We start from the raw sequence: 25,254 nt of genomic DNA on the forward strand, positions 1-25,254 counted from the left end.
CGCTGCGCGGCCGGCACCCCAAAAGACTGGATCCGCAGTGCGTCCGGGTTATTCCCAGGACAGCGCACCGCCCGTCTGATATTCGATCACGCGCGTCTCGAAGAAGTTACGCTCCTTCTTCAAGTCGATCATCTCGCTCATCCACGGGAACGGGTTTTCTTCGTTCGGGAACAGCGGATCGAGACCGATCTGCTGGCAACGACGGTTGCAGATGAAGCGCAGATAGCTCTTGAACATCGCCGCATTCAGACCCAGCACGCCGCGCGGCATGGTGTCTTCGGCATAACGGTATTCGAGGTCCACGGCCTGCTTGAACAGATCAGCGATCTCTGCACGGAACGCGGGGGTCCACAGGTGCGGGTTCTCGAGCTTGATCTGGTTGATGAGGTCGATGCCGAAATTGCAGTGCATCGACTCGTCGCGCAGGATGTACTGATATTGCTCCGCGGCGCCGGTCATCTTGTTCTGGCGGCCCAGCGCGAGAATTTGCGTGAAGCCGACATAGAAGAACAGGCCTTCCATGATGCAGGCGAACACGATCAGCGACCGGAGCAGCTTCTGGTCGGCGTCGGTCGTGCCGGTCTTGAAGGCGGGATCGGTCAGCGTCTGGATGAACGGGATCAGGAACTCGTCCTTGTCGCGGATCGACTTGACCTCGTGGTACGCATTGAAGATCTCGCTCTCGTCCAGACCCAGCGACTCGACGATGTACTGGTAAGCGTGCGTGTGGATCGCCTCTTCGAACGCCTGGCGCAGCAGGAACTGGCGGCATTCGGGCGCCGTGATGTGGCGGTAGGTGCCCAGCACGATGTTGTTCGCGGCGAGGGAGTCGGCCGTCACGAAGAAGCCGAGGTTGCGCTTGACGATGCGGCGCTCGTCCTCGGTCAGCCCGTTCGGATCCTTCCACAGGGCGATGTCGCGGGACATGTTGATTTCCTGCGGCATCCAGTGGTTCGCGCAGCCGGACAGGTACTTCTCCCAGGCCCACTTGTACTTGAACGGGACCAACTGGTTCACGTCGGTCTGGCCGTTGATGATGCGCTTGTCGGCGACATTCACGCGCGCTTCGGACGACACCGGCGCAGCAGCCGGCGGGGCGACCGCGAAGTCGTTGGAGAAAATGTTCTCCGCCGTGGAAACCTGAGGAGCAAGACGCTGACCGAACTGCACGTCGGCGTTCGAGACGGCGAATCCCGCGGGGTTGCGCACTGCGTTTTGCTGCGCACCGCTCGACGGAGTTACGGCCGTGTTCTCGTCATCCCAGTTGAGCATAAATGTCACCATCAATTTAGATCGGTTTGTACCATCTTTTCGTGAGCGATAAAAGGGTTCGCACACGAAAATTCCTTTTTTCGAATCGCATTGCGACCTGCATACAACACTTTGTGATTGCAACGCGTCGATCGAGTCGTGCAATCGATGCGATGACGATGCATGCGTTGGTCGTCGCGCGATTCGCGTGAGCCCTCGGCCAACGTGATTCGCGTTGCGCGATCGCGCTTCGTGCGGCGTATACCAGGTGCGTCGGGTACATCAGCGAGAAGACGCCAGGGATTCCTGATGCCCTCGCTCGCCGACCTCTCTTGCGTGAGTCGCGGCATGTCTGCCGTGCGTAACGAGAAGGAGACCGGAGGTGAGCCGTCGTGCGTGACGCCGGGTTAGAAGCGGGCTTGCGGATTCGATGCGGGCGGCGCGCATCGCGCACGCCGCCCTTTACTTCATCTACTACTAACTACATAGCGTGCTGCTGAGCGCTAGCTCACTGGCAGGCTTCGCACTCTTCGAAGCCCGGGTCGCCCGGACGCATCATGCACACGGGGCCTTCCGCTTCCGGTGCGGCTTCCACCGCTTGCGGCACCGCGGCAGCAGGCGCCGCGTTGAGCACCGTCGAGCCCGCGCCGCCGGCTGCGCCGAAGCTCGCGCCGCCACCGAATGCACCACCGGCACCACCCGCACCGCTGCCGCCGTCGCCGTTCGTCGGCACCGCGTTCAGCGCGCCGTGCGCGACCGTCGACTTCTCGACGTGCGTGGCGGCCATCGTGCGCAGGTAGTAGGTCGTCTTCAGGCCGCGCAGCCAGGCGAGCTTGTAGACCTCGTCGAGCTTCTTGCCTGACGCGCCCGCCATGTAGATGTTGAGCGACTGCGCCTGGTCAATCCACTTCTGGCGACGCGACGCCGCTTCGACGAGCCACGTCGCGTCGACTTCGAACGCCGTGGCGTAGATCGCGCGCAGGTCGGCCGGAACGCGGTCGATGCGCGAGAGCGTGCCGTCGAAGTACTTCAGGTCGGCGACCATCACCTCGTCCCACAGGCCACGCGCCTTCAGGTCGCGCACCAGGTAGTCGTTGACCACCGTGAACTCGCCCGAGAGGTTCGACTTCACGTAGAGGTTCTGGAACGTCGGCTCGATACACGCGGAAACGCCGATGATGTTCGAGATCGTCGCCGTCGGCGCGATCGCCACGCAGTTCGAGTTGCGCATGCCGTGTGCCGCGATGCGCGAGCGCAGCGCCGCCCAGTCCATCGTCTCGCTCGTGTCGACCTCGACGTAGCCGCCGCGGGCCTGCGCCAGCAGCTTGAGCGTGTCCTGCGGGAGGATGCCGCGATCCCACAGCGAGCCGCGGTAGCTCGAGTAGCGGCCGCGCTCTTCGGCGAGCTCGGTCGACGCGTAGTAGGCGTAGTAGCACACCGCTTCCATCGAACGGTCGGCGAACTCCACCGCCTCTTGCGACGCGTACGGCGTGCGCAGCAGGTGCAGGCAGTCCTGGAAGCCCATGATGCCCATGCCGACCGGGCGGTGCTTCAGGTTCGAATTACGCGCCTTCGACACCGCGTAGTAGTTGATGTCGATGACGTTGTCGAGCATGCGCATCGCCACGCCGATGGTGCGCTTCAACTTGTCGTGATCGAGCACGAAGCTGCCGTCCGGCTGCTTGACCATGTGCGCGACGAGGTTCACCGAGCCCAGGTTGCAGACGGCAATTTCGCTGTCGCTCGTGTTCAGCGTGATTTCCGTGCACAGGTTCGACGAGTGGACGACGCCCACGTGCTGTTGCGGCGAGCGCACATTGCACGGATCCTTGAACGTGATCCACGGGTGGCCCGTCTCGAACAGCATGCCGAGCATCTTGCGCCACAGCTGGGCGGCCGGCATCTTCTTGAAGAGCTTGATCTCGCCGCGCGCGACCTTGTCTTCGTAAGCCGTGTAAGCCTGCTCGAATTCGGCGCCGAACTTGTCGTGCAGGTCCGGGCAGGTGGAGGGCGAGAACAGCGTCCAGTCGCCGCCTTCCATCACGCGCTTCATGAACAGGTCGGGAATCCAGTTCGCCGTGTTCATGTCGTGGGTGCGGCGGCGGTCGTCGCCGGTGTTCTTGCGCAGCTCGAGGAACTCTTCGATGTCGAGGTGCCACGATTCGAGGTACGCGCACACCGCGCCCTTGCGCTTGCCGCCCTGGTTCACGGCGACCGCCGTGTCGTTCACCACCTTCAGGAACGGCACCACGCCCTGCGACTTGCCGTTGGTGCCCTTGATGTGCGAGCCGAGCGCGCGCACGCGCGTCCAGTCGTTGCCGAGGCCGCCGGCGAACTTCGACAGCAGCGCGTTGTCCTTGAGCGCTTCGTAGATGCCGTCGAGGTCGTCGGCAACCGTCGTCAGGTAGCACGACGAGAGCTGCGAGCGGTGCGTGCCCGAGTTGAAGAGCGTCGGCGTGGACGACATGAAGTCGAACGTCGAGAGCACGTTGTAGAACTCGATCGCACGCGCTTCACGATCGATTTCGTTGAGCGAGAGGCCCATCGCGACGCGCATGAAGAATGCCTGCGGCATCTCGATGCGGGTGCCGTCCACGTGCAGGAAGTAGCGGTCGTAGAGCGTTTGCAGGCCGAGGTAGCCGAACTGCAGGTCGCGGTTCGCGTCGAGCGCGTTGGCGAGGCGCTTCAGGTCGAACTGGAGCAGCTTGTCGTCGAGCAGGCCCGCTTCCACGCCGCGCTTCACGAACTGCGGGAAGTATTCGGCATAGCGCTGGCTCATCTGCGCCTGCGTCACTTCCTCTTCGAGAATTTCGCGACGGATCGTGTGCAGCAGGATGCGCGACGTGGCCTGGCTGTACGCCGGATCCTTTTCGATCATCGTGCGGGCGGCAAGAATGGCCGAGTCGTAGACCTGCGACATCGGCACGCCGTCGTAAAGGTTCTTCACCGTTTCGGCGACGATCGGGTCGGGGTTCACGGCTTCGCCGAGGCCATCGCAGGCCGAGACGATCAGCGCGCGCAGCGCGTTCAGGTCGAGCGGGCGCGTCACGCCGTTGTCGGTGACGTTCAGGCCCGGCGCGACCGGTGCGGCCGCTTCCTGGGCGACGCCGCGCTCCTGGTTGCGCTTCTCGCGATACAGCACGTAGGCGCGCGCGACGTTGTGCTCGCCGCCGCGCATCAGCGCGAGTTCGACGTGATCCTGGATGTCTTCGATGTGGAACGTGCCGCCGTTCGGACGGCTGCGCACGAGCGCGCGCACGACGCTCTGCGTGAGCTGCTCGACGAGTTCGCGCACGCGTGCCGACGCCGCGCCCTGCCCGCCGTTGACTGCCAGAAATGCCTTCGTGAGCGCGATCGCGATCTTCGACGGCTCGAACGACACCACGCTGCCGTTGCGGCGAATCACCTTGTAGTCGGCGAACTGCGTCGCGCTCGTCTGGCCGTCCTGCGGCTGGCCGCCCAGCGTGTGCGCGGCAGGCGCGCCTTCATACCGGGTCGAGACGTTGTCGGTCGTTTGCATGTGCAAAGCTCCTGGTCCTGGAAGTGTGCGAAGCGTGTTCGCGGATTAGATCGAGCGCCGCGCCCCCGTGTGCGCGGACGATACTGCGGAGAAAGGAAGCCAGCCTGGCGAGGCTGCCGGATGCGGCAATGCTGATGGGACAAACGTGGTGACGAATGAGGTCGCACACGTGACACCGGTCTTCATCGTGGATGCCGCGATCATTGGCTGTACCTTCTTTCTCGATTACAGCCGGTGCGCCGGCTCTCATGGCCGGGTGCACCGCACAAAGTTCTTTTTCCTATGCCGCTAATGCGCGCGGCGCCGTGCTCGTGGAGTGGGGCGCCGCGGTACAACACAACATATGGTGTGAATCTCTGCTTGCTGTACAAAGTATAGTGGAACTTGCCGGGTGGTCAAACGCCTTTTTTTACTGGTCCCATCTTGACAAGGCGCGAGGCCCGGCGGCGCGGGCGTTGTCGCCCGGCACGCGCTCAAGTGGTCCGCGAGAGGGGCTGGAAACCACTCGCGTCGCGCGCGGGACGTGCCTCTTTGATAAGCAGCCGGGTGGACGTTTCGCGCGGATTGGGACGCGTCATGGCGCCGCGTCGAGCGGCTTCAGGTAGGGGAAAAAAGCGTCGCCGAGCTGCGTGTCGTGCTGCAGCCGCGACCAGTCGAAGTGCGGACCGGGATCGGTCTTGCGTCCCGGCGCGATGTCCGAGTGACCCGCGAGCGCCTCGATAGGATAGTGCGCGACGAGCGCCTTCACGAGCGCCGCCAGCGTGGCGTATTGCGCGGGCTCGAATGCGGCGGTGTCGCTGCCTTCGAGCTCGATGCCGATCGAAAAGTCATTGCAGCGCTCGCGCCCGAAGAAGTTCGAGGCGCCCGCATGCCACGCGCGCTCGTCGCAGGAGACGAACTGCTCCGCTGCGCCGTCGCGATGGATCACGAAGTGCGCGGACACGCGCACGCCGCGCAGATGCTGGTCGAAATACGGATGCGCGTCGCAGTCGAGCCGGTTGAGGAAAAGATCGGCGATCTCGGGGCCGCCGAACGTATCGGGCGGCAGGCTGATGTTGTGCACGACGACGAGCGTGGGCACGGCGCCCGCGGGCCGCGCCTCGAAGTTCGGCGAAGGCAGTCGGCGGGCGGCGGCGACCCAGCCCTGGGCGTCCACCTCGAAGCGGGGCAGCGCGCCGCTCATCGCGCAGCGCGATCCTGGCCTTGGCCCGGGCCCGCATGACGCGCGGCATAGGCGCGCGCATGCTCGTGGCTGCAGAACGACTGCGAGCCCATCGCGACGGACTCGCTCTTCGGCGCGTGCACGCCGCACTCGGCGCAACGGACCATCGGCTCGGGGAGCGCGCCCTGGCTGCCAGCGGCTGCGGCACCCGTGTTGCCGCCCGCAGCGGCCCCCGTGCCGGCGGAGGCACGCCGTGCGCCCTGCCCGCCTTGCGGATTCGGCCCGGGCTGCACGCCGGGACGCGACTGCGGCTGCGCACGGCGCAGCGCCCGGACGAACCATTGCCCGACGATGAACAGCAGGATCAGGAGAAGAATCTGTCTCATGGGACCAAAGTGCAAACTCAGCGCAAATTCAGCAAAAATCGACGCGCGCAGGCACGCGCTCAGACAACGGGCCGGTGCAGCAGCACCTCGAACACGAACCGGCTGCCCACATACGCGAGCAGCAGCGCGACGAACGACGCGATCACCCAGCGCAGCGCAGCGCGGCCGCGCCAGCCCGAGATCTTGCGCGCCGTGAGCAGCGCGCCGAACATCAGCCACGAGAGAATCGCGAAGACCGTCTTGTGATCGAGCGACAGCGGGCGGTCGATCAGCTGCTCGCTGAACACGATGCCCGAAGCGAGCGTAAGCGTGAGCAGCACGAAACCCGCGCCGATGAGACGGAACAGCAGCTTCTCCATGGTGAGCAGCGGCGGCAGCGTCTCGATCCAGTTCGACAGCCAGCCGCCGCCGCGCGTGCTGGCGTTGCGCTGGAAGCCGCCGCCGCGCAGCGCGTGCAGGCGGCGCTCGACGGCCAGCATCAGCACCGCGTGCAGCGCCGCGATGGCGAAGAGCCCGTAGGCGACGTTGGCGATGACAAAGTGCAGCTTGAACATCGGCGCGGCGGCATACGGCAGCACGCGCACGCCGCCGAACACGAGCGGCAGGAGCGAAGCCACGGCGGCGAGCGGCAGCAGCAAGAGACGCAGCCCGTCCAGCTGGAAGAAAAAGCTCTCGATCCAGTAGATGCCGGCGCCCAGCCAGAACATCGCCGACAACGCGAACGCGAAGCCGAAGATCATTTCGCTGGCCGGGAAGATCGTCATGTGCAGCAGCACCCCATGCGCGGCGAGCGCGACGAAGAGCAGCGAGCGGGAAAGCGGCCCGAAGTTGCGCGTGCTCGCGGCGCCGGGGGCGCCCGCGACCGGCACCGGCACGGCGCTCACGCCGCCGAGGAGCGGCTCGACGCTGGCATGGCGCAGCGCGCGCCAGTCGGCGGCGCACAAACCGCCGTACAGGAGCGCGGTGAGGGCATACAGTACAATATCCATGTTCGAAGTTTACTATAGGCCCCTTGGTGCGCGCCGGATTGTCCCTGCACGCTCAAGGCCCGGCCGCACTGCTCACCGCTCCCCATGCTCGACAATCTCACTCAACGGATGGCGCGCGTCGTCAAGACGCTGCGCGGCGAAGCCCGGCTGACCGAGGCCAACACGCAGGAAATGCTGCGCGAAGTGCGTCTCGCGCTGCTCGAGGCGGACGTCGCGCTGCCCGTGGTGCGCGAATTCATCGCCAAGGTCAAGGAAAAGGCGCTGGGCGAGGAAGTGATCAGCAGCCTCTCGCCGGGGCAGGCGCTCGTCGGCGTGGTGCAGCGCGAGCTGACCGCCGTGATCGGCGGCGACTACGAAGGCAAGGCTGCCGAGCTCGATCTCGCCGTCACCCCGCCTGCCGTGATCCTGATGGCGGGTCTGCAAGGTGCGGGTAAAACGACTACGGTCGGCAAGCTCGCCAAACTGCTGCGCGAGAAGTACAAGAAGAAGGTGCTCACCGTTTCGTGCGACGTCTATCGTCCGGCCGCTATCGCGCAGCTGAAGACGGTGACCGAGCAGGTCGGCGCCGACTTCTTCCCGTCGCAGCCCGACCAGAAGCCCGTCGACATCGCCAACGCCGCCGTGGACTGGGCGAAACGCCACTACCACGACGTGCTGCTCGTCGATACGGCCGGCCGCCTCGGTATCGACGAGGCGATGATGAACGAGATCGCCGCGCTGCACGCCTCGCTCAAGCCGGCCGAAACGCTCTTCGTGGTCGATGCGATGCTGGGTCAGGACGCCGTCAACACCGCCAAGGCGTTCAACGACGCCCTGCCGCTCACCGGCGTCGTGCTCACCAAGCTCGACGGCGATTCGCGCGGCGGCGCGGCGCTCTCGGTGCGCCACATCACCGGCAAGCCGATCAAGTTCGTCGGCGTGGCGGAAAAGCTCGACGGCCTCGAAGTCTTCCACCCGGACCGCATGGCCAACCGGATCCTCGGCATGGGCGACATTCTCGCGCTCGTCGAGGAAGCCCAGCGCGGCGTGGACGTGCAGGCGGCCCAGAAGCTCGCCGACAAGGTCAAGAAAGGCGGCGACTTCGACCTGAACGACTTCCGCGCGCAGCTCTCGCAAATGAAGAAGATGGGCGGCCTGTCGTCGCTAATGGACAAGCTGCCCGCGCAGTTCCAGCAGGCGGCCTCCGGCGCCGACATGGGCGTGGCGGAAAAGCAGATGCGCCGCATGGAAGGCATCATCAATTCGATGACGCCCGCCGAGCGCGCCAAGCCCGATCTCATCAAGGCCACGCGCAAGCGCCGCATCGCGGCGGGCGCGGGAGTGCAGGTCCAGGAGGTCAACCGCCTCCTGAACCAGTACGACCAGATGCGCACCATGATGAAGAAGCTGAAGGGCGGCAACCTGCAGAAGATGATGCGCGGCATGAAGGGCATGATGCCCGGCATGCGCTGATCCCCCGGGCATCGTGCGGCGCACGACTGCGCCGCACGATGCCTTCGTTCGTAACGCGGCGCGCAAGCTGGAACGCGCGGGTTTATGCTGTAGCGCGCGCCTTCGTTATTTCCCACACTTCATAGCTACAGCCACGGTCCCGCCAGAGTCATGAATCGCGAAGAAGCCTTACACATTTTCCGCCACTCCGAAGAGATCGTTTCTGAGGGCGAAGTCAATGCGTCCATCGGCCGGATGGCCGAAGCCATCCGCAGCGAAATCAGCGAGGACTTCCCGCTCGTGCTGTCGGTGATGGGCGGTGCCGCCGTCTTCACCGGCATGCTGCTGCCGCACCTCGACTTCCCGCTCGAGTTCGACTACATCCACCTCACCCGCTATCGCAACGCGATCAAGGGCAGCGCCGAGATGCAGTGGCGCGTCGCGCCGCGCGAATCGGTGAAGGACCGCGTGGTGATCGTGCTCGACGACATTCTCGACGAAGGCGAAACCATGGCCGCGATCCGCGACCGCATTCTCGCCATGGGTGCGAAGCGCTTTCTCTCGGCCGTGCTGTGCGAGAAGATCATCCCGAAGGCCAAGCCGCTGCACCCGGACTTCTGCGGCTTCTCGGTGCCGGATCGCTACGTGTTCGGCTGCGGCATGGACGCGAAGGGCTACTGGCGCAATCTGCCGACCATCCGCGCGCTGACCGAAGGCGCCTGAAACGCCTCAACCGCGTCTCCCGCGCTTCGCGCGGGACCGGGCGCACCACGAAGCACCATGAAAAAAGCGGCCCGCGGGCCGCTTTTCTTATTTGTACCGCGAGTACCGCGACTTGTACCGCGGCGGCGTGCCGGGCCTCAGAGGTGATGCACGAAGTTGCCGATCCCCGCGAGAATCATCTCCACCGAGATCGCCACGAGCACAAGGCCCATCAGCCGCTCGAACGCCGTCACTACACGCTCGCCGAGCCACTGCTGGATGCGCTCGGCCAGCACCAGCACCACGGCGCACACCACCATCGTCACGGTGAGCGCCCCGATCCACTCGATCAGCTTGCCCGGCGCCTGCGAGGTGAGCAGCATGACCGTGGCGAGCGCCGAAGGCCCCGCCAGCGCCGGAATGGCGAGCGGCACGATAAGCGGCTCGTGCTCCTTGTCGCCGCCGCCGAACGGGCCACCCGGGTGCGGGAAGATCATGCGCAGCGCGATCAGGAACAGCACGATGCCGCCGCCGATGCGCAGCGACGTATCGGTGAGCCCCATCATCCGCAGGAAGCCGTTGCCGGCCACCATGAAGATGAGCAGGATCACGAACGCGATCGCCACTTCCCGCAGGATCACGATCGCCCGGCGCGACCGCTCCACGTGATGCAGACATCCGATGAAGAGCGGAATGTTGCCGAGCGGATCGGTGATGAGCAGCAGCAGGATCGTCGCGGAGACGAAGCTGTATTCCACGCGCGCGTCCCCTGGCGCCTAGCGCGCGAGCGCCGCGCGAATCTTCTGCACGACGGTCTGCGCGGCTTCTTCGGCCGGCAGCAGCGTCGGCTCGGTGTCGCGACGGCCCTGGTATTCGATCTTGCCTTCTTTCAGGCCCCGGTCGCCGATCACGAGACGATGCGGCACGCCGATCAGCTCCCAGTCGGCGAACATCACGCCCGGACGCTCGCCGCGGTCGTCGAGGATCACGTCCACGCCGGCCTTGACGAGTTCGTCGTAGACGCGCTCCGCGTGCTCGCGCACGAGTTCGCTGCGGTCCATGCCCATCGGGCAGAGCACCACTTCGAACGGGGCGATCGCTTCCGGCCAGATGATGCCCTTCTCGTCGTAGTTCTGTTCGATCGCGGCGCCGAGAATACGCGTGACGCCGATGCCGTAGCAGCCCATCTGCATCGGCGCCGGCTTGCCGTTCTCGGCGAGGAAGGTCGCGCCCATCGCATCCGAGTACTTGGTGCCGAGCTGGAACACGTGGCCCACTTCGATGCCGCGGCAGATGTCGAGCACGCCCTTGCCGTCCGGCGACGGATCGCCCTTCTGCACGTTGCGGATATCGGCGACGACGGGCTCCGGCAGATCGCGGCCCCAGTTCACGCCCGTGGTGTGGAAGTCCACCTCGTTCGAGCCGACCACGAAGTCGCTCATGTTCGCGACCGTCGAATCGGCGATCACCTTCACCGGCTTCTTCGTGTTGAGCGGCCCGAGGTAGCCCGGCGGCGTGCCGAACCATTCGACGATCTCAGCTTCGGTCGCAAAGCGGAAGTTGCCGAGGCCTTCGAGCTTGGCCGCCTTGATCTCGTTCAGGTCGTGATCGCCGCGCAGGAGCAGCAGCCAGATCGTCGGCTCGGCGCCTTCGTTGTCCGTGGCCAGCACGATCGACTTCACCGTGCGCTCGAGCGCAATGCCCAGCAGCTCGGCCACCTGTTCGCATTTCGCGGCACCCGGCGTGGGGGTTTTCGTGAGCGCTTCGGTGGCCGCGCCGCGCGTGGCGATGAGCGGCAGCGCATCGGCCGCTTCGACGTTCGCGGCGAAGTCCGAGGTCGGGCAGTAGGCGATGTCGTCCTCGCCCGTTTCGGCGATCACGTGGAACTCGTGCGAGCCGCTGCCGCCGATCGAGCCGTTGTCGGCCGCAACCGCGCGGAACTGCAGGCCCAGACGCGTGAAGATGCGCGTGTAGGCGTCGAACATCTTCTGGTAGGACACCTTGAGGCCGTCGACGTCCTTATCGAACGAATACGCGTCCTTCATGATGAATTCGCGGCCGCGCATCACGCCAAAACGGGGGCGGATTTCGTCGCGGAACTTCGTCTGCACCTGGTAGAAGTTCACCGGCATCTGACGGTAGCTCTTGATCTGGTTGCGCGCGATGTCGGTCACGACTTCCTCGTGCGTCGGCCCCATCACGAAATCGCTCTGCTTGCGGTCCTTGAAGCGCAGCAGTTCCGGCCCGTATTTCTCCCAGCGCCCCGATTCCTGCCAGAGCTCGGCCGGCTGCACCGCCGGCATCAGGAGCTCGATTGCGCCGGCGCGGTTCATTTCCTCGCGCACGATCTGCTCGACCTTGCGGATCGAGCGCAGGCCGATCGGCAGATAGTTGTAGATGCCGCCCGCGACGCGACGGATCATGCCCGCGCGGACCATCAACTTGTGGCTGACGATTTCGGCGTCAGCCGGCGCTTCCTTCAGGGTGCCAATAAAGAAACGGGAGGCTTTCATTCAGATTTTCCAAAAGCGGCGGCCCGTGCGGACCGCCCGAAGAAGGTGATACGGTGGGGATTCCCGGAAAAGGGTGCGGTGCCGACATGCTAGCGCATTGCGCCCGGCGCCAGCTTGCCTCGCAGAGCCGGGAACCTGGTACCTGCGCTCTACTGCCCCGAATTTGCGCGCTTGACGCCAAATCGCGCCAAATCGCTCCAATCTTCCGGGTACGCAGTGCGTCAGGACCGTTATCTGTTTATAATCAAGGCAATTTTAAAGGATTCGAAGGTGGTTGTATGCTGGATCGTGAAGGCTTTCGCCCGAACGTCGGCATCATCCTCTTGAACGCGCGCAACGAGGTGTTTTGGGGCAAGCGGGTTCGCGAACATTCCTGGCAGTTTCCGCAAGGGGGCATCAAATATGGTGAAACCCCCATGCAGGCAATGTATCGGGAGTTGCACGAAGAAACCGGGTTGCATCCTGAGCACGTCAAGATTGTCGGTCGCACGCGCGACTGGTTGCGTTATGAGGTGCCGGACAAGTTCATCAAGCGCGAAGTGCGCGGCCATTATCGCGGTCAGAAACAGATCTGGTTTCTGCTGCGCATGGTCGGGCGCGATTGCGATATCTGCCTGCGGGCAACGGAGCATCCCGAGTTCGATGCGTGGCGCTGGAACGAATACTGGGTGCCGCTCGAGGCGGTCATCGAGTTCAAGCGCGACGTCTATCAGCTTGCGCTGACCGAGTTGTCGCGCTTTCTGCGGCGGCCGGTCTTGCCGCGCCAGGAGCGCCAGGACCGGCATGCGGGGGGCATGCACGCCCACGAGGTCCGCTACCCGCGCATCGTGACGTCGGCGCATGCCGACGCCGTGCAGGCCGCGCCTGCTCTTGCTGTCGCTCCGCTCGAAAACGACTGTGGGCCCGGTGGCGGGAGTATGATCGTGCCTGCGCCGGACGAGCACGACTAACAGGGCCACGACGGCGCTCTACGCCAGAACCGGCGACGCGAACCTCAGGTTCGCGCCGCCGTTTGCATTTGCGGGGCCGCGCCCACAGGTGAACCGGCGCTCGCCCGTTGCTTCGAAGGAATATCAATTTGAAACGAATTGCTCTCGCCGCGGTGTGCGCCGCGGCCGCAAGTAGCGTCCTGCTGGCCGGCTGCGGCAGCTCCGGCCCCACCAACAAGGACGACAGCGCGTTCACCTATCTGCTCGACCGCAAAGGCGCCTGGCAGGAAAACAAGCTCGAAGGGCTGCCGCCGCTGCCGCAGCCGGGCGCGCAACTCCTGACGTTCGACGTCTCGAACAACACGCCGCTCAAGTTCGCCATCGATCCAGCCTCGCTGACGGTGGGTACCGACGGTATCGTTCGATACACGATCGTCATCACGAGCCCCTCGGGCGCGCGTAACGTGAACTACGAAGGCATCCGCTGCGACACCTACGAGTGGCGCCTCTATGCGAGCCTCGACGCCGACCACAACGGCTGGGACCAGACCGTCGCCAACGACTGGTCGCGCATCGAGAACGGTACGCTGAACGCCTATCGCGCCGCGCTGTACCAGGACTATTTCTGCGCGAACAAGATGCCGGTGGCCAAGGCATCGGCCATCGTCGAAAACCTGCGCTACGGCCGGACTCAGTCGACGCTGGTGCGCTGAACGCCTGACGAGACCCCGCGCAAAACGAAAAAGCCGCTCCGGCATCTGAATGCCGGAGCGGCTTTTTTTCGGATCGGCTGCGCGAGACAGCACAGCCGAAGCCCGGGATTCGTACCTCGTCAGACAAGCACGAGGTTATCGCGATGGATCAGTTCGGGCTCGAGCATATAGCCGAGCACGCTTTCGATCTCGCCGCTCGGATGGCGCTGGATCAGCTTCGTTTCCGCACTGCTGTAGTTCGTAAGCCCGCGCGCCACTTCCACGCCCGCGCTGTTCAGGCACGCGATCACCTCGCCGCGCGCGAACGCACCCTGCACGCCGATCACGCCGATCGGCAGCAGGCTCTTGCCGTCTGTCCTGAGCTTTTCCACCGCCCCATCGTCGATCACCACGTGACCGCGCACCTGAAGGTGGTCGGCCATCCATTGCTTGCGCGCCGCCATGCGAGCCGTGCGTGCGACGAGCTGGGTGCCGATCGCCTCGCCCGACGCGAGGCGCACCAGCACCTCGGGCTCGCGGCCGCTCGCGATCACCGTATTCGCGCCGCTATGGGCCGCGCGCTTGGCGGCGAGGATTTTCGTGAGCATGCCGCCGCGGCCGATACTCGAGCCCGCGCCGCCTGCCATGGCTTCGAGCTCGGGCTTGCCCGCGTCGGCCTCGCGAACGAGCGTTGCCGCCGGGTCCTTGCGCGGATCCGCCGTGTAGAGGCCGCTCTGGTCGGTGAGGATGACGAGCGCGTCGCCCTCGATCAGGTTCGCGACGAGCGCGCCCAGCGTGTCGTTGTCGCCGAACTTGATTTCGTCGGTGACGACCGTGTCGTTCTCGTTGATGATCGGCACGACCCCGAGACGCAAGAGCGTGAGCAGCGTCGAGCGTGCGTTCAGATAGCGTTCGCGGTCGGCGAGGTCGGCGTGGGTGAGGAGGATCTGCGCGGTGCGGATGTCGTGCTCGGCGAAGCGGCTTTCGTACACCTGGGCGAGGCCCATCTGGCCGACGGCGGCCGCGGCCTGCAACTCGTCGATCTCACGCGGACGCTTGCTCCAGCCGAGCCGCTGCATGCCCTCAGCAATCGCACCCGAGCTGACGAGCACGACTTCCTTGCCCTGTGCACGCAGCGCCGCGATCTGCGAGGCCCAGCGGCCGATCGCTGCATGGTCGAGCCCGCGCCCGTCGTTGGTGACGAGGCTCGAGCCGACTTTCACTACCAGACGCCGCGAATCGGCGATGACGGAACGCATACTGCGCGGTCTCCCTAGTGACTGATGACGCATGAAGCGGCCGGCGCGACGGATGCCGGCAAGGGTGCAGCGTTACTCCTGCGGCTCCGCCGCGCCTTCGCCCTTGATCTCGCCCTTCAGGTCGGGCGTGTCGCGAAAGCGCACGTCCGAGGCGAGATCTTCGGCTTGCTCTGCGCGGCGTGCGTCCGAATGCGCCGCGATGTAGTCGTACACCGCGTAGCAGAGGTTTTCGCAGCCCTGGCCGGTCAGCGCCGAAATCTCGAACACGGGGCCATCCCATTCGAAGCGCTTCACGAAGTCGGCCACCCGTGCGGCGCGCTCGGCTTCGGGCACCATGTCGAGCTTGTTCAGCACGAGCCAGCGCGGCTTCTCATAGAGCGTTTCGTCGTACTTGCGCAGTTCCTCGACGATCGCTTTGGCCTCCGTCACCGGGTCGATGCTTTCATCGAACGGCGCCAGATCGACCAGGTGCAGCAGCAGGTTCGTGCGCTGCAGGTGGCGCAGGAACTGGTGGCCAAGGCCCGCGCCTTCTGCGGCGCCTTCGATCAGGCCCGGAATGTCGGCGATCACGAAGCTCTTGCTCGGACCCACGCGCACCACGCCCAGGTTCGGCGCGAGCGTCGTGAATGGGTAGTCGGCGATCTTCGGCCGCGCGTTCGACACCGCCGAGATGAAGGTGGACTTGCCGGCGTTCGGCATGCCGAGAAGGCCTACGTCCGCCAGCACCTTCAGCTCGAGCTTGAGCATGCGGCGCTCGCCGGGCTTGCCCTCGGTTTTCTGGCGCGGCGCGCGGTTGGTGGACGACTTGAAGTGCAGGTTGCCGAGGCCGCCCGCCCCGCCCGTTGCCACCATCACGCGCTGGTCGTGCTCGGTGAGGTCGGCAATGAGCTCGCCCGTTTCCATATCGCTGATAGCCGTGCCGACCGGCATGCGCAGCGTGATGTCGTCGCCGCCCTTGCCGTAGCAGTCCGAGCCGCGGCCGTTCTCGCCGTTGCGCGCCTGGTGCTTCTTCGTATAGCGGTAGTCGATCAGCGTGTTGATGTTGCGGTCAGCGACCGCATAGACGCTGCCGCCGCGCCCGCCGTCGCCGCCATCCGGCCCGCCGAACGGGACGAACTTCTCGCGGCGCATCGACGCGCTGCCATCGCCCCCATCGCCGGCGATGACTTCGATCTTCGCTTCGTCAATGAACTTCATGCGTTACTCCGTCCCGAAATCGGTGAGTGTCGTTATTTTGCCCACGTATTGTGCTCGCCGCCGCTTTCCTTGCCCACCTGGCCGAATGGCCGGTGCGATGCGGCGCCCGCGCGACCGGGCCCGGATAAACCCCGGATAAACAAAAAGCCCCGCAAACTTCGCGGGGCTTTCCTTGCGTCGCGTTTCAGCCCGCTCGCGAGCGGGCCGGAACTCAGGCCGCTGCGGGAACGACGTTGACCGTGTGCTTGTTCGCTGCGCCCTTGGTCGTGAACGCGACGTGACCATCGACCAGCGCGTAGAGCGTGTGGTCCTTGCCGATGCCGACGTTCAGGCCCGGGTGCATACGCGTGCCGCGCTGGCGAACGATGATGCCGCCGGCGAGGATCGCCTGGCCGCCGAACACCTTCACGCCAAGTCGTTTCGACTCGGAGTCGCGGCCGTTACGGGAAGAGCCGCCTGCCTTTTTGTGTGCCATTTGTTTGCTCCTTTACCTTCGTGCGCTTACGCGTTGATCGCGTCGATGCGCAGTTCGGTGTAGTTCTGGCGGTGGCCGCCATGCTTCTGGTAGTGCTTCCGGCGACGCATCTTGAAGATGGTCACTTTGGCGTGACGACCGTGCGACACAACGGTGGCCTTGACGGAAGCCCCACTGACCAGCGGCGTACCGAACTTAATCGATTCGCCTTCGCCCACTGCGAGAACCTGGTCGAGCGTGATTTCTGCGTCAATGTCAGCCGGTATCTGTTCTACTTTAAGTTTTTCGCCAACGGCAACCTTGTACTGCTTGCCGCCGGTTTTTATGACCGCGTACATTGAGAACCTCACTCTGAGTAACTTTTCCAGCCTGTTGAAAGTCTGCACTGCCGAACTGCCCGGCACATGCATTGCGCGCTGGAAACCGTCGATTATACATAGAGTTAGCCGCGCAGTCAAAACTCCTTGACAGCCGCCGCGCTGTGTCGCAACGCGACAACCGGAAGGCAGGCGGCGCGCAAGCGGCGGGCAACCACCGGCGCCCGGCCGGCAAGCGACAGCGCGCAGCCGGTGGCCCGGCGCCCCACATGGCAGCGAAAACTCCGCCTGCCGGGCGTTTCCCGAGGAAATCCCCTGGCCGGATGGCCGGCGATACCGCGGCCTCGCGTCCGACTGTCGCGCGATTCGCCTTATAATCCGCGGCACTACCCCTATTTGCCATCATGTCGTCCACCGCCACCCACACCCCCAGCGCAGCAGCCCTGCTCGCCCCGATTGCCGCTGACATGGAGCAGGTCAACCGCGTCATCCGGCAAAGCCTGGCGTCCGAGGTGATGCTGATCAACCAGATCTCCGAGTACATCATCGGCGCGGGAGGCAAGCGGCTGCGTCCGGCGCTGCTGCTGCTCGTCGCGGGTGCACTCGGCGACCGCAGCACGCACCGGCACGAGCTCGCCGCCGTGGTGGAGTTCATCCATACGGCTACGCTGCTGCACGACGACGTGGTGGACGAATCCGACCTGCGGCGCGGCCGCAAGACGGCCAACGCCCTCTTCGGCAACGCCGCGAGCGTGCTGGTGGGCGACTACCTGTATTCGCGCTCGTTCGAAATGATGGTGGGCGTGGGCAAGATGCGCGTGATGGAGATCCTCTCCCAGGCGACCACGATCATCTCCGAAGGCGAAGTGCTCCAGCTGCTGAACATGCACGACGCGGAAGTGGACGTGTCGCGTTACATGCGGGTGATTCGCTACAAGACAGCCAAGCTTTTCGAAGCGGCGGCGCAACTGGGCGCGGTGCTTTCGGGGTCGGATGCACGAACGGAAGAAGCCGCAGCGGAATTCGGCCGGCGCATCGGCACGGCCTTCCAGATCATGGACGACTGGCTCGACTACGCGGGCACCGCCGAAGCCATGGGCAAGAATGCCGGCGACGACCTGCGCGAAGGCAAGCCCACGCTGCCGCTCATCTGGCTGATCGAACACGGCACGGCCGCGGAGGCGGCGCTCGCGCGCGAGGCCATCGAACAGGGCGGCACGACGCGCTTCGACGAAATCTTCGCGGCGATCACGCGCTCGGGCGCGCTCGACCACACGCTCAAGTGCGCAAGGGAGGAGGCACAGGCCGCGGCAGACGCGATTTCAGCCTTCCCCTCTTCCATTTACAAAGAGAGCCTGCTAGAATTATGTTCTTACTCGACGGCGCGCCAGTCTTGAACAAGACGCAGTGAGCCGAAGAGTCCAGCAGTAAATTCGGGGTGTAGCTTAGCCTGGTAGAGCGCTACGTTCGGGACGTAGAGGCCGGAGGTTCGAATCCTCTCACCCCGACCAGAATTTCGAAAAAACCGCGCATCGCGCGGTTTTTTTTTCGTCCGTTCATTTCGTCCGTTCATCGAGAAGACCCGGGAATGCCCCCAAGGCTGCCGCCCGTGCGACAGCGCCCGGGGCGCCAATTCCTCTCTGCTATAGTCCCCCCATCCGTTTCTCTTACTTTCGCGACGCGTGGACCAACTCCCGTTGTGGGCGCAGATTTGCGCCGTTTTCGTCCTGCTCATCTGCTCCAGCTTCTTCTCCATCTCCGAAACGGCGATGATGGCGCTCAACCGTCATCGGCTGAAGCACCTCGCGAACCAGGGCACGCTGGGCGCGAAGACCACGCAGAGCCTGCTCGGCCGCACGGACCTGCTGCTCACCGTCATCCTGATCGGCAACAATCTCTTCAACACGATCATCCCGGTCCTCACGACCTCGATCGCGTTGCGCACCTTCGGCCACAACAACCTCGTGCTCTCGATCGCGACCGGGATCGTCGCGTTCCTGATCATCGTGTTCGCGGAGATCACGCCGAAGATCGTCGGCGCCACGTTTCCGGAAAAGATCGCGCTGCCGGCCGCCCTTCTGATCGCGCCGCTCATGCGCGTGACGAAGCCGGTCGTCTGGTTCGTGAACCTGTTCGCCAACACCGTCCTGCGCGTGCTGCACATCAATACGCGCAACGCGCGCGACCAGCGCCTCTCGACCGAGGAGCTGCGCACCATCGTGCTCGAGTCCGGCAGCTTCATGCCGACCAAGCACCGTAGCGTGCTCCTGAATCTGTTCGACCTCGAAAACATCACCGTCGACGACGTGATGATTCCGCGCCGGCGCATCGAGGCGCTCGACCTGGACGCCCCACTCGACGACATCCTTCACCAGCTCGAAACCTGCTATCACAACCGGCTGATCGTCTATCAGGGCGACATCGACCGTGTGCTGGGCGTGCTGCACGTGCGCAAGACGCTCTCCGCGCTACACAACCAGGAACTGGAGCGCGAGACGTTGCGCGAGTTGCTCGACGATCCGTACTTCGTGCCGACCGGCACCCCCGTCTTCCAGCAACTTCAGTACTTCCAGGAAAGCCGCCACCGCGTCGCGCTCGTCGTGAACGAATACGGCGAGATGGAAGGGCTTGTGACGCCCGAAGACATCATCGAAGAGTTGATCGGCGAATTCACCACCACCCTGCCGCGCAGCGGCGCGGGCCGCGGCGGCTGGAACGAGGACGGCGAGTGCATCGTGCCGGGCAGCATGCCCTTGCGCGAACTGAACCGCTGGCTGCATCTGACGCTGCCCACCGACGGCCCGAAGACGCTCAACGGCCTGATCCTCGAAGTGCTCGAAGAGATTCCGGAAGGCGACGTATGCGTGCAGATCGGCGACGTGAAGCTCGAAGTGCTGCGCAGCGACGACCAGGCCGTGCGCACGGTGAAGCTCTTCAAACCCGGCGCGAAGCCGCGCACCAACCCGCTCAAGAAGGCAAAGAAGCTCCTGCCGGGTCGTTAAGTTAGCCATCCGGACGAATGGCGCGCGGTCACGCGCCGTTCGATGATGGAGCCGTTCCTCCACGCAGGCGGCTCCAGCCGGCATTCCATGCTACCCATTCCTTATCGCGAGACTTCGCGTCGCGCGTATGCCGCCGTGCAGCACGCCGCGAGCGGCGGCGTTCCTCGCGCCCCGTCACCGGCGTTATCGGCCTCGCCCGTCGCGGCCCATGCGGACGACGCGCCCGCCGTGCGCCTGTTCGCCGAAACGCTGCGCGAAGCAGCGCGCCGCAACGCGTCCGACCTGCACGTCGAACCGCTCGAACACGGCTGGCGTATCCGCCTGCGCATCGACGGCGTGCTTCACGAAGCGGCGCGGCCGCCCGCCCATCTGCGCGACGCGTTCATCACTCGCATCAAGGTGCTGGCGCGCATGGACATCGCGGAACGGCGCATCCCGCTCGACGGCCGGCTGCGGCTCGCGCCATCGGGCCCGGCCCAGCCCGCCGAAGACTATCGCGTCAACTCGCTGCCCACGTTGTTCGGCGAAAAGCTCGTGCTGCGGCGGCTCGAAGCATTGCCCGCGAATCTCTCGCTTGCCGCGCTCGGGCTCGACGAATCGCAACAAGAGACCGTCGCCGAAGCGATCCGTGCGCCGCATGGCCTCGCACTGGTGACAGGGCCGACCGGCAGCGGCAAAACCCTCTCGCTTTACTGCTTCCTGCAACTGCTCAACAACGACTCGCGCAATCTGTGCTCCGTGGAAGACCCGGCCGAAATCCAGCTTGCCGGCATCAACCAGGTCAATGTGCGCGAGAAGGCCGGCCTCACCTTCGCCATCGCGTTGCGCGCGCTGCTGCGGCAGGATCCGGACGTCGTCATGATCGGCGAGATCCGCGACGAGGAAACCGCCAGCGTCGCGGTAAAAGCCGCGCAGACCGGCCATCTCGTGCTCTCCACGCTGCACACCAACGATGCGCCGGCCGCCGCGGCGCGGCTGATCGACATCGGCGTCGAGCCTTTTAACCTCGCCGGAGCGCTGCGGCTCGTCACGGCACAGCGGCTCGTGCGCAAGCTCTGTACACAATGCCGTGCCGTCGCCCGCGAATCGGCAGCAACGTTGTGCGCTGCCGGACTGGATCCGCATCAACCCATCTATGTCGCGCGCGGCTGCGAAGCGTGTCACGGCATCGGGTATCGCGGGCGTATCGGGATTCACGAGGTGATACCGATATCGGATGCGCTGCGCGATCTGATCGTCGCGAAACAAGGCGCGCGCGCCATCGCACGGCAAGCTCGGGCAGAAGGCGTGGCAACGCTGAGGGAAGCGGCGCTCGCGCGGGTGCGCGACGGCACCACTAGTCTCGCCGAAGCGCTTGCCGCAACGGATTCGGCATGACGCCGGCGCGGGTGGGAGGCGGCGAAACGCCGGCCGAATGGCGCTATGCGTGGCGCGGCATCGACGCCTCGGGCGCGCCATGCCGCGGCATGCTGATCGCCGCCGATATGACCAGTGCGCGGCGCGCGCTCAAACGCGAGCGCATTACGGTCACGGCGCTGGAGCAACGACGCGCGGCCCCCCTGCCACGTGCAAGCCACGCCGACATCACGCGTTTCACCCGCCAGCTTTCGAGCCTCCAGCGAGCCGGCCTGCCGCTTGCGCCATCGCTCGAACTCCTGGCGCAGTCGCCGGGCCCGGGCGGCATACCCCGTATCGCAGGCGCGCTGGCGCGCGACATCACCGCCGGAATTCGCTTTTCCGACTCGCTCGCCCGCCATCCCGCACGCTTTGGCGTGCTCTATCGCCAGCTCGTCGCCGTGGGCGAAGCCTCGGGCACGCTTGCGGGCGTGCTCGCACGCATCGCCGACGACCGGGAGCGCGCCGCCGCCCAGCGCTCGAAAGTCCGCGCCGCGCTCACCTATCCTGTCGCCGTCCTGCTGCTGGCCGTGGCTATCACCGCGGCGCTGCTGGTATGGGTCGTGCCGACCTTCAAGCAGATCTTCGACGGCTTCGGCGCCGCCTTGCCCGCGCCCACGCAATTCGTACTGATGCTCTCCACCGGCGCGGCACGCTGGAGTCTGCCCGCGGCCCTGTGCGTCGCCGCAGCGGTATTCGCAACTCAGGGCGTGCTGCGCCGCTCCGTGCGCGCGCGCATCGCCTTTGGACGCGCCGTGCTGAAACTGCCCTTCGTGGGCCCGCTGCTCACGGCGCTGTGCGCGGCACGCTGGAGCCGCGCGCTCGGCACCCTGCTCACGGCCGGAACGCCGCTCGCGGACGCCTTCGACTCGCTCACGCACGCGAGCGGCAATGCCTTCTTCGATCACGCGAGCGCCGGTATCAGCGCACGGCTGCGGCACGGCGAGCGGCTGGCCTCCGCCATGCGCGCCGCCGGCTGCTTTCCCGGCGACGTGATCCAGCCGGTGGCCGTGGCCGAGGAATCCGGCGCGCTCGACGCCATGCTGCTCGACGTCGCCTCGCTCGCAGACCGTCAGGTGGACGAAAAGATCGGCCTGCTTTCGAGCCTGTGCGAACCGCTCGTGATCGTCGTGCTCGGCGCGCTGGTCGGCGGGCTCGTGGTGGCGATGTATCTTCCCATCATTCAACTCGGCAACGTGGTGTAGCATCGCTGCCAGATTTCCACACCCGCCATGCCCATTCATTTTCTGTCCGCTTCCGCCTCCGATCTCGCGCCCGCCGGCTCGGCCGACGCCATCGGCGCCGCGCTCGGCGCATTGCCGCCCGCCCTGCTCATGGGGTTTGCAATCGTGCTCGGGCTCGTCGTGGGCAGCTTCCTCAACGTGGTCGTGCACCGGCTGCCGATCATGCTGGAACGCGCCTGGCGCGCCGACGCCGCCGAAGCCACCGGCCAGCTCTTTACCGACGACGGCCTGCCCGAGCACTACAACCTGTGGCTGCCGCGCAGCGCCTGCCCCCATTGCGGCCACGTGCTGCGCGCGTGGGAGAACATTCCCGTGCTGAGCTGGCTGGCATTGCGCGGCCGCTGCTCGCATTGTCACGCGCGCGTGAGCGCCCGTTATCCGCTCATCGAACTGGCGGGCGCCGCTTGCGCCGTGCTCGCACTCGCCGCATTCGGGCCTTCGGGCAAGGCGCTGGCTGCGTTCGCGCTGTGCGCGGCGCTGATTGCCGCCAGCGCGATCGACCTCGAACACCAGATGCTCTACGACGAGATCACCCAGCCGCTCCTATGGGCCGGGCTGATCGTGAATCTGTGGGGTACGTTCGTTGCGCTGCACACGGCCGTGATCGGCGCGATTGCGGGCTACCTCGCGCTCTGGTGCGTCTACTGGGCGTTCCGGCTGCTGCGCGGCGTCGAAGGCATGGGTTACGGCGACTTCAAGCTGCTCGCGGCGCTCGGCGCCTGGCTGGGCTGGGGTGCGCTGCCGCAGATCGTCGTCATCGCAGCCGTCGCGGGCGCCGTGGTCGGCCTTGTCGCGACCTGGACCGGGCGCATGCGCTTCGAGGAACCGTTGCCGTTCGGCCCGTATCTGGCGGCGGGGGCGCTCGTCACGCTGTTCGTGGGGACACCGTTGTATTTCGTGTGGGGGACCTGATCGATGTTCTCGATCGGACTGACAGGCGGCATAGGCAGCGGCAAATCGACCGTGGCGGACCTGTTCGCGGCGCGCGGCGTGCCGGTCGTCGATACCGATGCAATTGCGCATCAAATCACGGCGCCCGAGGGGGCTGCGATGGCAGCGATCCGCGAACAGTTCGGCCCGGAATTCGTGGCGCCCGACGGCTCCATGGACCGCGCCCGCATGCGCGCGCTCGTCTTCAGCGACGAGGCGGCCCGCAAGCGGCTCGAAGCCATCACGCATCCGCTCATCCGTTCCGAAACCGAACGCGCTTCGCTCGCGGCGAGCGGTCCGTACGTCATCGTCGTGGTGCCGCTCCTCGTCGAGTCGGGCACGTGGAAAACGCGTGTCGACCGCGTGCTGGCCGTCGATTGCAGCGTCGAGACGCAAATCGGGCGCGTGATGCGCCGCAACGGCTTCACGCGCGAGCAGGTGCTCGCCATCGTTGCGCGCCAGGCCACGCGCGAAGCGCGGCTCGCGGCCGCAGACGACGTCGTCGTCAACGATGGCGCCACTCTCGAGTCGCTCTCTAACGACGTCGACGTGCTGCACAAGCGTTACCTGGCGCTCGCGGGGTCCGTGAGCACGCGAGGCTGAACGTCAGGCGCACGGGGAATTCGCCAGGAGAATCGCCTGATAACAGGAAGCCGCGAGGAAACCACGAAGAAGCCGCGCCGGCCGGCCGTTCCACCCGCGATTGCGACCGCAGCATCACGGCATTAGAATGTCCTGCAAATCCTTCACCGACCACGCCCGAGGCGAGCGCGCTTGATTCTTTACGAGTATCCCTTCAACGAGCGAATCCGGACGCTGCTGCGCCTCGAGGACCTGTTCGAGCGCTTCACGTTTTTCCTGACTCAGGAGGATCCGAGGGAACATCACGTTGCGCTCACGACACTCTTCGAAATCGCGGAAGTGGCTGGCCGCGCCGACCTCAAGTCGGACCTGATGAAAGAGCTCGAGAGGCAGCGTCAGACGCTTGCGCCGTTCCGCGGCAATCCGGGCATCGAGCAGAATGCGCTCGAAACCGTGCTGGGCGAGATCGAGCAGACCCTCGCGGGCCTCACGCAGATGCAGGGCAAGACGGGCCAGCACCTGGCCGATAACGAATGGCTCGCCAGCATTCGCAGCCGCGCGATCATTCCGGGCGGCACCTGCAAGTTCGACCTGCCGTCCTACTACGCGTGGCAACAATTGCATCCCGATCAGCGCCGTCAGGACATTGCAAAATGGGTCATGCCGCTGCTGCCGCTACGCGACGCCGCCGCCATCGTGCTGCGCCTTGCGCGCGAATCGGGCCAGGCGTCGAAGGTCATGGCCATGCAGGGCAGCTACCAGCAGATGCTCTCCGGCCGCGCCTATCAGTTGATGCAGGTACGCGTGGCACCGGATTTGCGCGTGATTCCCGAAGCGAGCGCCAACAAGTACATGTTGTGGGTGCGCTTCACCGTGCAGGACGGCGATCTGCGGCCGCGCGCCGTGGACGTGGATGTGCCGTTCCAGTTGACGCTGTGCAGCCTCTAAAGGCTCCAGGCGCCGTTTTTTCAAACCGTATTTCGTCAACCCGGCGCCCGCTCCGTGCGGCGCCCATCGACTGCCCCTTCGAAAGCATGGCCACCGTCGTCAAATGTCCAACCTGCGGCAAGGATGTCCGCTGGGTTCCGGAAAACCGTTTCCGCCCGTTTTGCTCGGAACGCTGCAAGCAGATGGATCTGGGCGCCTGGGCGGCCGAGAAGTACCGCATCGGCGGCACGGACGACGATACGCCGCCCGACGACGAAGCGCCGCCCACGGACACCCGTCAGTAGATAACCCGATGCGTCAGTAAATCAGTAAAAAGGCCGCTGCGCGAAT

23 protein-coding genes and 1 tRNA gene are annotated in these 25,254 nt (G+C 65.5%); 13 read left to right on the top strand and 11 right to left on the bottom strand.

From position 1 onward, the window contains the following. Positions 1 to 48 precede the first annotated feature (48 nt). The 5 genes from U5760_RS30300 to U5760_RS30320 all read right to left on the bottom strand — a co-directional run bounded on the left by U5760_RS30300 (position 49) and on the right by U5760_RS30320 (position 7,308). Positions 49 to 1,272, bottom strand: coding sequence for a ribonucleotide-diphosphate reductase subunit beta (locus U5760_RS30300; protein WP_322015992.1), 1,224 nt, complete (start codon positions 1,270 to 1,272; stop codon positions 49 to 51). Between the two features lie 487 nt (positions 1,273 to 1,759). Further along, positions 1,760 to 4,771 (bottom strand): ribonucleoside-diphosphate reductase subunit alpha, encoded by a 3,012-nt coding sequence (locus tag U5760_RS30305; protein WP_322015993.1) that lies wholly within the window; start codon positions 4,769 to 4,771, stop codon positions 1,760 to 1,762. Between the two features lie 574 nt (positions 4,772 to 5,345). Further along, complete coding sequence (gene ampD / locus U5760_RS30310; protein ID WP_322015994.1) at positions 5,346 to 5,954, bottom strand: 1,6-anhydro-N-acetylmuramyl-L-alanine amidase AmpD; 609 nt, start codon at positions 5,952 to 5,954, stop codon at positions 5,346 to 5,348. Further along, entirely contained in the window at positions 5,951 to 6,319 is a 369-nt protein-coding gene (locus U5760_RS30315; RefSeq protein WP_322015995.1) for a PP0621 family protein, read from the bottom strand. The genes ampD and U5760_RS30315 overlap by 4 nt, the downstream gene beginning before the upstream one ends. A 59-nt stretch (positions 6,320 to 6,378) precedes the next feature. Next, a complete protein-coding gene (locus U5760_RS30320; RefSeq protein ID WP_322015996.1) occupies positions 6,379 to 7,308 on the bottom strand; it encodes an inner membrane protein YpjD in 930 nt (309 codons plus the stop codon). An 84-nt stretch (positions 7,309 to 7,392) separates the two neighbouring features. Between U5760_RS30320 and ffh the strand changes: the two genes are divergently transcribed. Then, a complete protein-coding gene (gene ffh / locus U5760_RS30325) occupies positions 7,393 to 8,760 on the top strand; it encodes a signal recognition particle protein (protein WP_322015997.1) in 1,368 nt (455 codons plus the stop codon). A gap of 150 nt (positions 8,761 to 8,910) precedes the next feature. Continuing rightward, positions 8,911 to 9,462, top strand: a complete 552-nt coding sequence (locus tag U5760_RS30330; protein WP_322015998.1) for a hypoxanthine-guanine phosphoribosyltransferase — start codon at positions 8,911 to 8,913, stop codon at positions 9,460 to 9,462. A 137-nt stretch (positions 9,463 to 9,599) separates the two neighbouring features. On the opposite strand, the gene U5760_RS30335 is transcribed toward U5760_RS30330, so the two are convergent. Both U5760_RS30335 and U5760_RS30340 read right to left on the bottom strand, forming a co-directional pair. After that, on the bottom strand, positions 9,600 to 10,199 hold the full coding sequence (locus U5760_RS30335; RefSeq protein ID WP_322015999.1) for a MarC family protein: 600 nt from the start codon (positions 10,197 to 10,199) through the stop codon (positions 9,600 to 9,602). A gap of 18 nt (positions 10,200 to 10,217) precedes the next feature. Continuing rightward, complete coding sequence (locus U5760_RS30340) at positions 10,218 to 11,954, bottom strand: proline--tRNA ligase (RefSeq protein WP_322016000.1); 1,737 nt, start codon at positions 11,952 to 11,954, stop codon at positions 10,218 to 10,220. 278 nt (positions 11,955 to 12,232) lie between these two features. On the opposite strand from U5760_RS30340, the gene U5760_RS30345 reads away from it, so the two are divergent. Beyond that, entirely contained in the window at positions 12,233 to 12,904 is a 672-nt protein-coding gene (locus U5760_RS30345; RefSeq protein WP_322016012.1) for an RNA pyrophosphohydrolase, read from the top strand. Positions 12,905 to 13,032: 128 nt separating this feature from the next. After that, on the top strand, positions 13,033 to 13,596 hold the full coding sequence (locus U5760_RS30350; RefSeq protein ID WP_322016001.1) for a CNP1-like family protein: 564 nt from the start codon (positions 13,033 to 13,035) through the stop codon (positions 13,594 to 13,596). Between the two features lie 119 nt (positions 13,597 to 13,715). Here the strand turns inward: U5760_RS30350 and proB are convergent, their stop codons facing one another. From proB to rplU, 4 genes are all read right to left on the bottom strand, one after another. Next, positions 13,716 to 14,834 carry a glutamate 5-kinase gene (gene proB / locus U5760_RS30355; protein WP_322016002.1) on the bottom strand — a complete coding sequence of 373 codons (1,119 nt, stop codon included), beginning with the start codon at positions 14,832 to 14,834 and terminating at the stop codon, positions 13,716 to 13,718. Positions 14,835 to 14,906: 72 nt separating this feature from the next. Next, complete coding sequence (gene cgtA / locus U5760_RS30360; protein WP_322016003.1) at positions 14,907 to 16,031, bottom strand: Obg family GTPase CgtA; 1,125 nt, start codon at positions 16,029 to 16,031, stop codon at positions 14,907 to 14,909. A 211-nt stretch (positions 16,032 to 16,242) separates the two neighbouring features. Continuing rightward, the gene (rpmA, locus tag U5760_RS30365; RefSeq protein ID WP_028228679.1) at positions 16,243 to 16,506 is read right to left on the bottom strand and encodes a 50S ribosomal protein L27; all 264 of its coding nucleotides are present in this window, start codon (positions 16,504 to 16,506) and stop codon (positions 16,243 to 16,245) included. Positions 16,507 to 16,532: 26 nt separating this feature from the next. Next, positions 16,533 to 16,844, bottom strand: a complete 312-nt coding sequence (gene rplU / locus U5760_RS30370; protein WP_006025184.1) for a 50S ribosomal protein L21 — start codon at positions 16,842 to 16,844, stop codon at positions 16,533 to 16,535. 383 nt (positions 16,845 to 17,227) lie between these two features. On the opposite strand from rplU, the gene U5760_RS30375 reads away from it, so the two are divergent. The 9 genes from U5760_RS30375 (at position 17,228) to U5760_RS30415 (ending at position 25,208) form a co-directional block, all read left to right on the top strand. After that, positions 17,228 to 18,220: a polyprenyl synthetase family protein gene (locus U5760_RS30375; protein ID WP_322016004.1), complete on the top strand. Its 993-nt coding sequence runs from the start codon at positions 17,228 to 17,230 to the stop codon at positions 18,218 to 18,220. 37 nt (positions 18,221 to 18,257) lie between these two features. Continuing rightward, positions 18,258 to 18,334, top strand: a tRNA-Pro gene (locus tag U5760_RS30380). 171 nt (positions 18,335 to 18,505) lie between these two features. Beyond that, positions 18,506 to 19,825, top strand: a complete 1,320-nt coding sequence (locus tag U5760_RS30385; protein ID WP_322016005.1) for an HlyC/CorC family transporter — start codon at positions 18,506 to 18,508, stop codon at positions 19,823 to 19,825. Positions 19,826 to 19,912: 87 nt separating this feature from the next. Further along, complete coding sequence (locus tag U5760_RS30390) at positions 19,913 to 21,202, top strand: GspE/PulE family protein (protein ID WP_322016006.1); 1,290 nt, start codon at positions 19,913 to 19,915, stop codon at positions 21,200 to 21,202. Then, positions 21,199 to 22,425, top strand: a complete 1,227-nt coding sequence (locus U5760_RS30395) for a type II secretion system F family protein (RefSeq protein WP_322016007.1) — start codon at positions 21,199 to 21,201, stop codon at positions 22,423 to 22,425. Before U5760_RS30390 ends, U5760_RS30395 begins: the two co-directional genes overlap by 4 nt. Before the next feature lie 27 nt (positions 22,426 to 22,452). Further along, a complete protein-coding gene (locus tag U5760_RS30400; RefSeq protein ID WP_322016008.1) occupies positions 22,453 to 23,376 on the top strand; it encodes an A24 family peptidase in 924 nt (307 codons plus the stop codon). Between the two features lie 3 nt (positions 23,377 to 23,379). Beyond that, positions 23,380 to 23,997 (top strand): dephospho-CoA kinase, encoded by a 618-nt coding sequence (coaE, locus tag U5760_RS30405; RefSeq protein WP_322016009.1) that lies wholly within the window; start codon positions 23,380 to 23,382, stop codon positions 23,995 to 23,997. A 171-nt stretch (positions 23,998 to 24,168) separates the two neighbouring features. Next, complete coding sequence (gene zapD / locus U5760_RS30410) at positions 24,169 to 24,924, top strand: cell division protein ZapD (RefSeq protein ID WP_028228657.1); 756 nt, start codon at positions 24,169 to 24,171, stop codon at positions 24,922 to 24,924. An 86-nt stretch (positions 24,925 to 25,010) separates the two neighbouring features. Next, a complete protein-coding gene (locus U5760_RS30415) occupies positions 25,011 to 25,208 on the top strand; it encodes a DNA gyrase inhibitor YacG (protein WP_322016010.1) in 198 nt (65 codons plus the stop codon). The last annotated feature ends 46 nt before the right edge of the window (positions 25,209 to 25,254 follow it).

Origin of the sequence: Paraburkholderia sp. J12, assembly GCF_905220215.1 — a bacterium.
Taxonomy (GTDB): domain Bacteria; phylum Pseudomonadota; class Gammaproteobacteria; order Burkholderiales; family Burkholderiaceae; genus Paraburkholderia.

Bases quoted from the DNA above. Each gene is read 5' to 3' on its own strand.
- U5760_RS30300 (WP_322015992.1), bottom strand. From the start codon at position 1,272: ATGCTCAACTGGGATGACGAGAACACGGCCGTAACTCCGTCGAGCGGT.
- U5760_RS30305 (WP_322015993.1), bottom strand. From the start codon at position 4,771: ATGCAAACGACCGACAACGTCTCGACCCGGTATGAAGGCGCGCCTGCC.
- ampD (WP_322015994.1), bottom strand. From the start codon at position 5,954: ATGAGCGGCGCGCTGCCCCGCTTCGAGGTGGACGCCCAGGGCTGGGTC.
- U5760_RS30315 (WP_322015995.1), bottom strand. From the start codon at position 6,319: ATGAGACAGATTCTTCTCCTGATCCTGCTGTTCATCGTCGGGCAATGG.
- U5760_RS30320 (WP_322015996.1), bottom strand. From the start codon at position 7,308: ATGGATATTGTACTGTATGCCCTCACCGCGCTCCTGTACGGCGGTTTG.
- ffh (WP_322015997.1), top strand. From the start codon at position 7,393: ATGCTCGACAATCTCACTCAACGGATGGCGCGCGTCGTCAAGACGCTG.
- U5760_RS30330 (WP_322015998.1), top strand. From the start codon at position 8,911: ATGAATCGCGAAGAAGCCTTACACATTTTCCGCCACTCCGAAGAGATC.
- U5760_RS30340 (WP_322016000.1), bottom strand. From the start codon at position 11,954: ATGAAAGCCTCCCGTTTCTTTATTGGCACCCTGAAGGAAGCGCCGGCT.
- U5760_RS30345 (WP_322016012.1), top strand. From the start codon at position 12,233: ATGCTGGATCGTGAAGGCTTTCGCCCGAACGTCGGCATCATCCTCTTG.
- proB (WP_322016002.1), bottom strand. From the start codon at position 14,834: ATGCGTTCCGTCATCGCCGATTCGCGGCGTCTGGTAGTGAAAGTCGGC.
- cgtA (WP_322016003.1), bottom strand. From the start codon at position 16,031: ATGAAGTTCATTGACGAAGCGAAGATCGAAGTCATCGCCGGCGATGGG.
- rpmA (WP_028228679.1), bottom strand. From the start codon at position 16,506: ATGGCACACAAAAAGGCAGGCGGCTCTTCCCGTAACGGCCGCGACTCC.
- rplU (WP_006025184.1), bottom strand. From the start codon at position 16,844: ATGTACGCGGTCATAAAAACCGGCGGCAAGCAGTACAAGGTTGCCGTT.
- U5760_RS30375 (WP_322016004.1), top strand. From the start codon at position 17,228: ATGTCGTCCACCGCCACCCACACCCCCAGCGCAGCAGCCCTGCTCGCC.
- U5760_RS30390 (WP_322016006.1), top strand. From the start codon at position 19,913: ATGCTACCCATTCCTTATCGCGAGACTTCGCGTCGCGCGTATGCCGCC.
- U5760_RS30395 (WP_322016007.1), top strand. From the start codon at position 21,199: ATGACGCCGGCGCGGGTGGGAGGCGGCGAAACGCCGGCCGAATGGCGC.
- U5760_RS30400 (WP_322016008.1), top strand. From the start codon at position 22,453: ATGCCCATTCATTTTCTGTCCGCTTCCGCCTCCGATCTCGCGCCCGCC.
- coaE (WP_322016009.1), top strand. From the start codon at position 23,380: ATGTTCTCGATCGGACTGACAGGCGGCATAGGCAGCGGCAAATCGACC.
- U5760_RS30415 (WP_322016010.1), top strand. From the start codon at position 25,011: ATGGCCACCGTCGTCAAATGTCCAACCTGCGGCAAGGATGTCCGCTGG.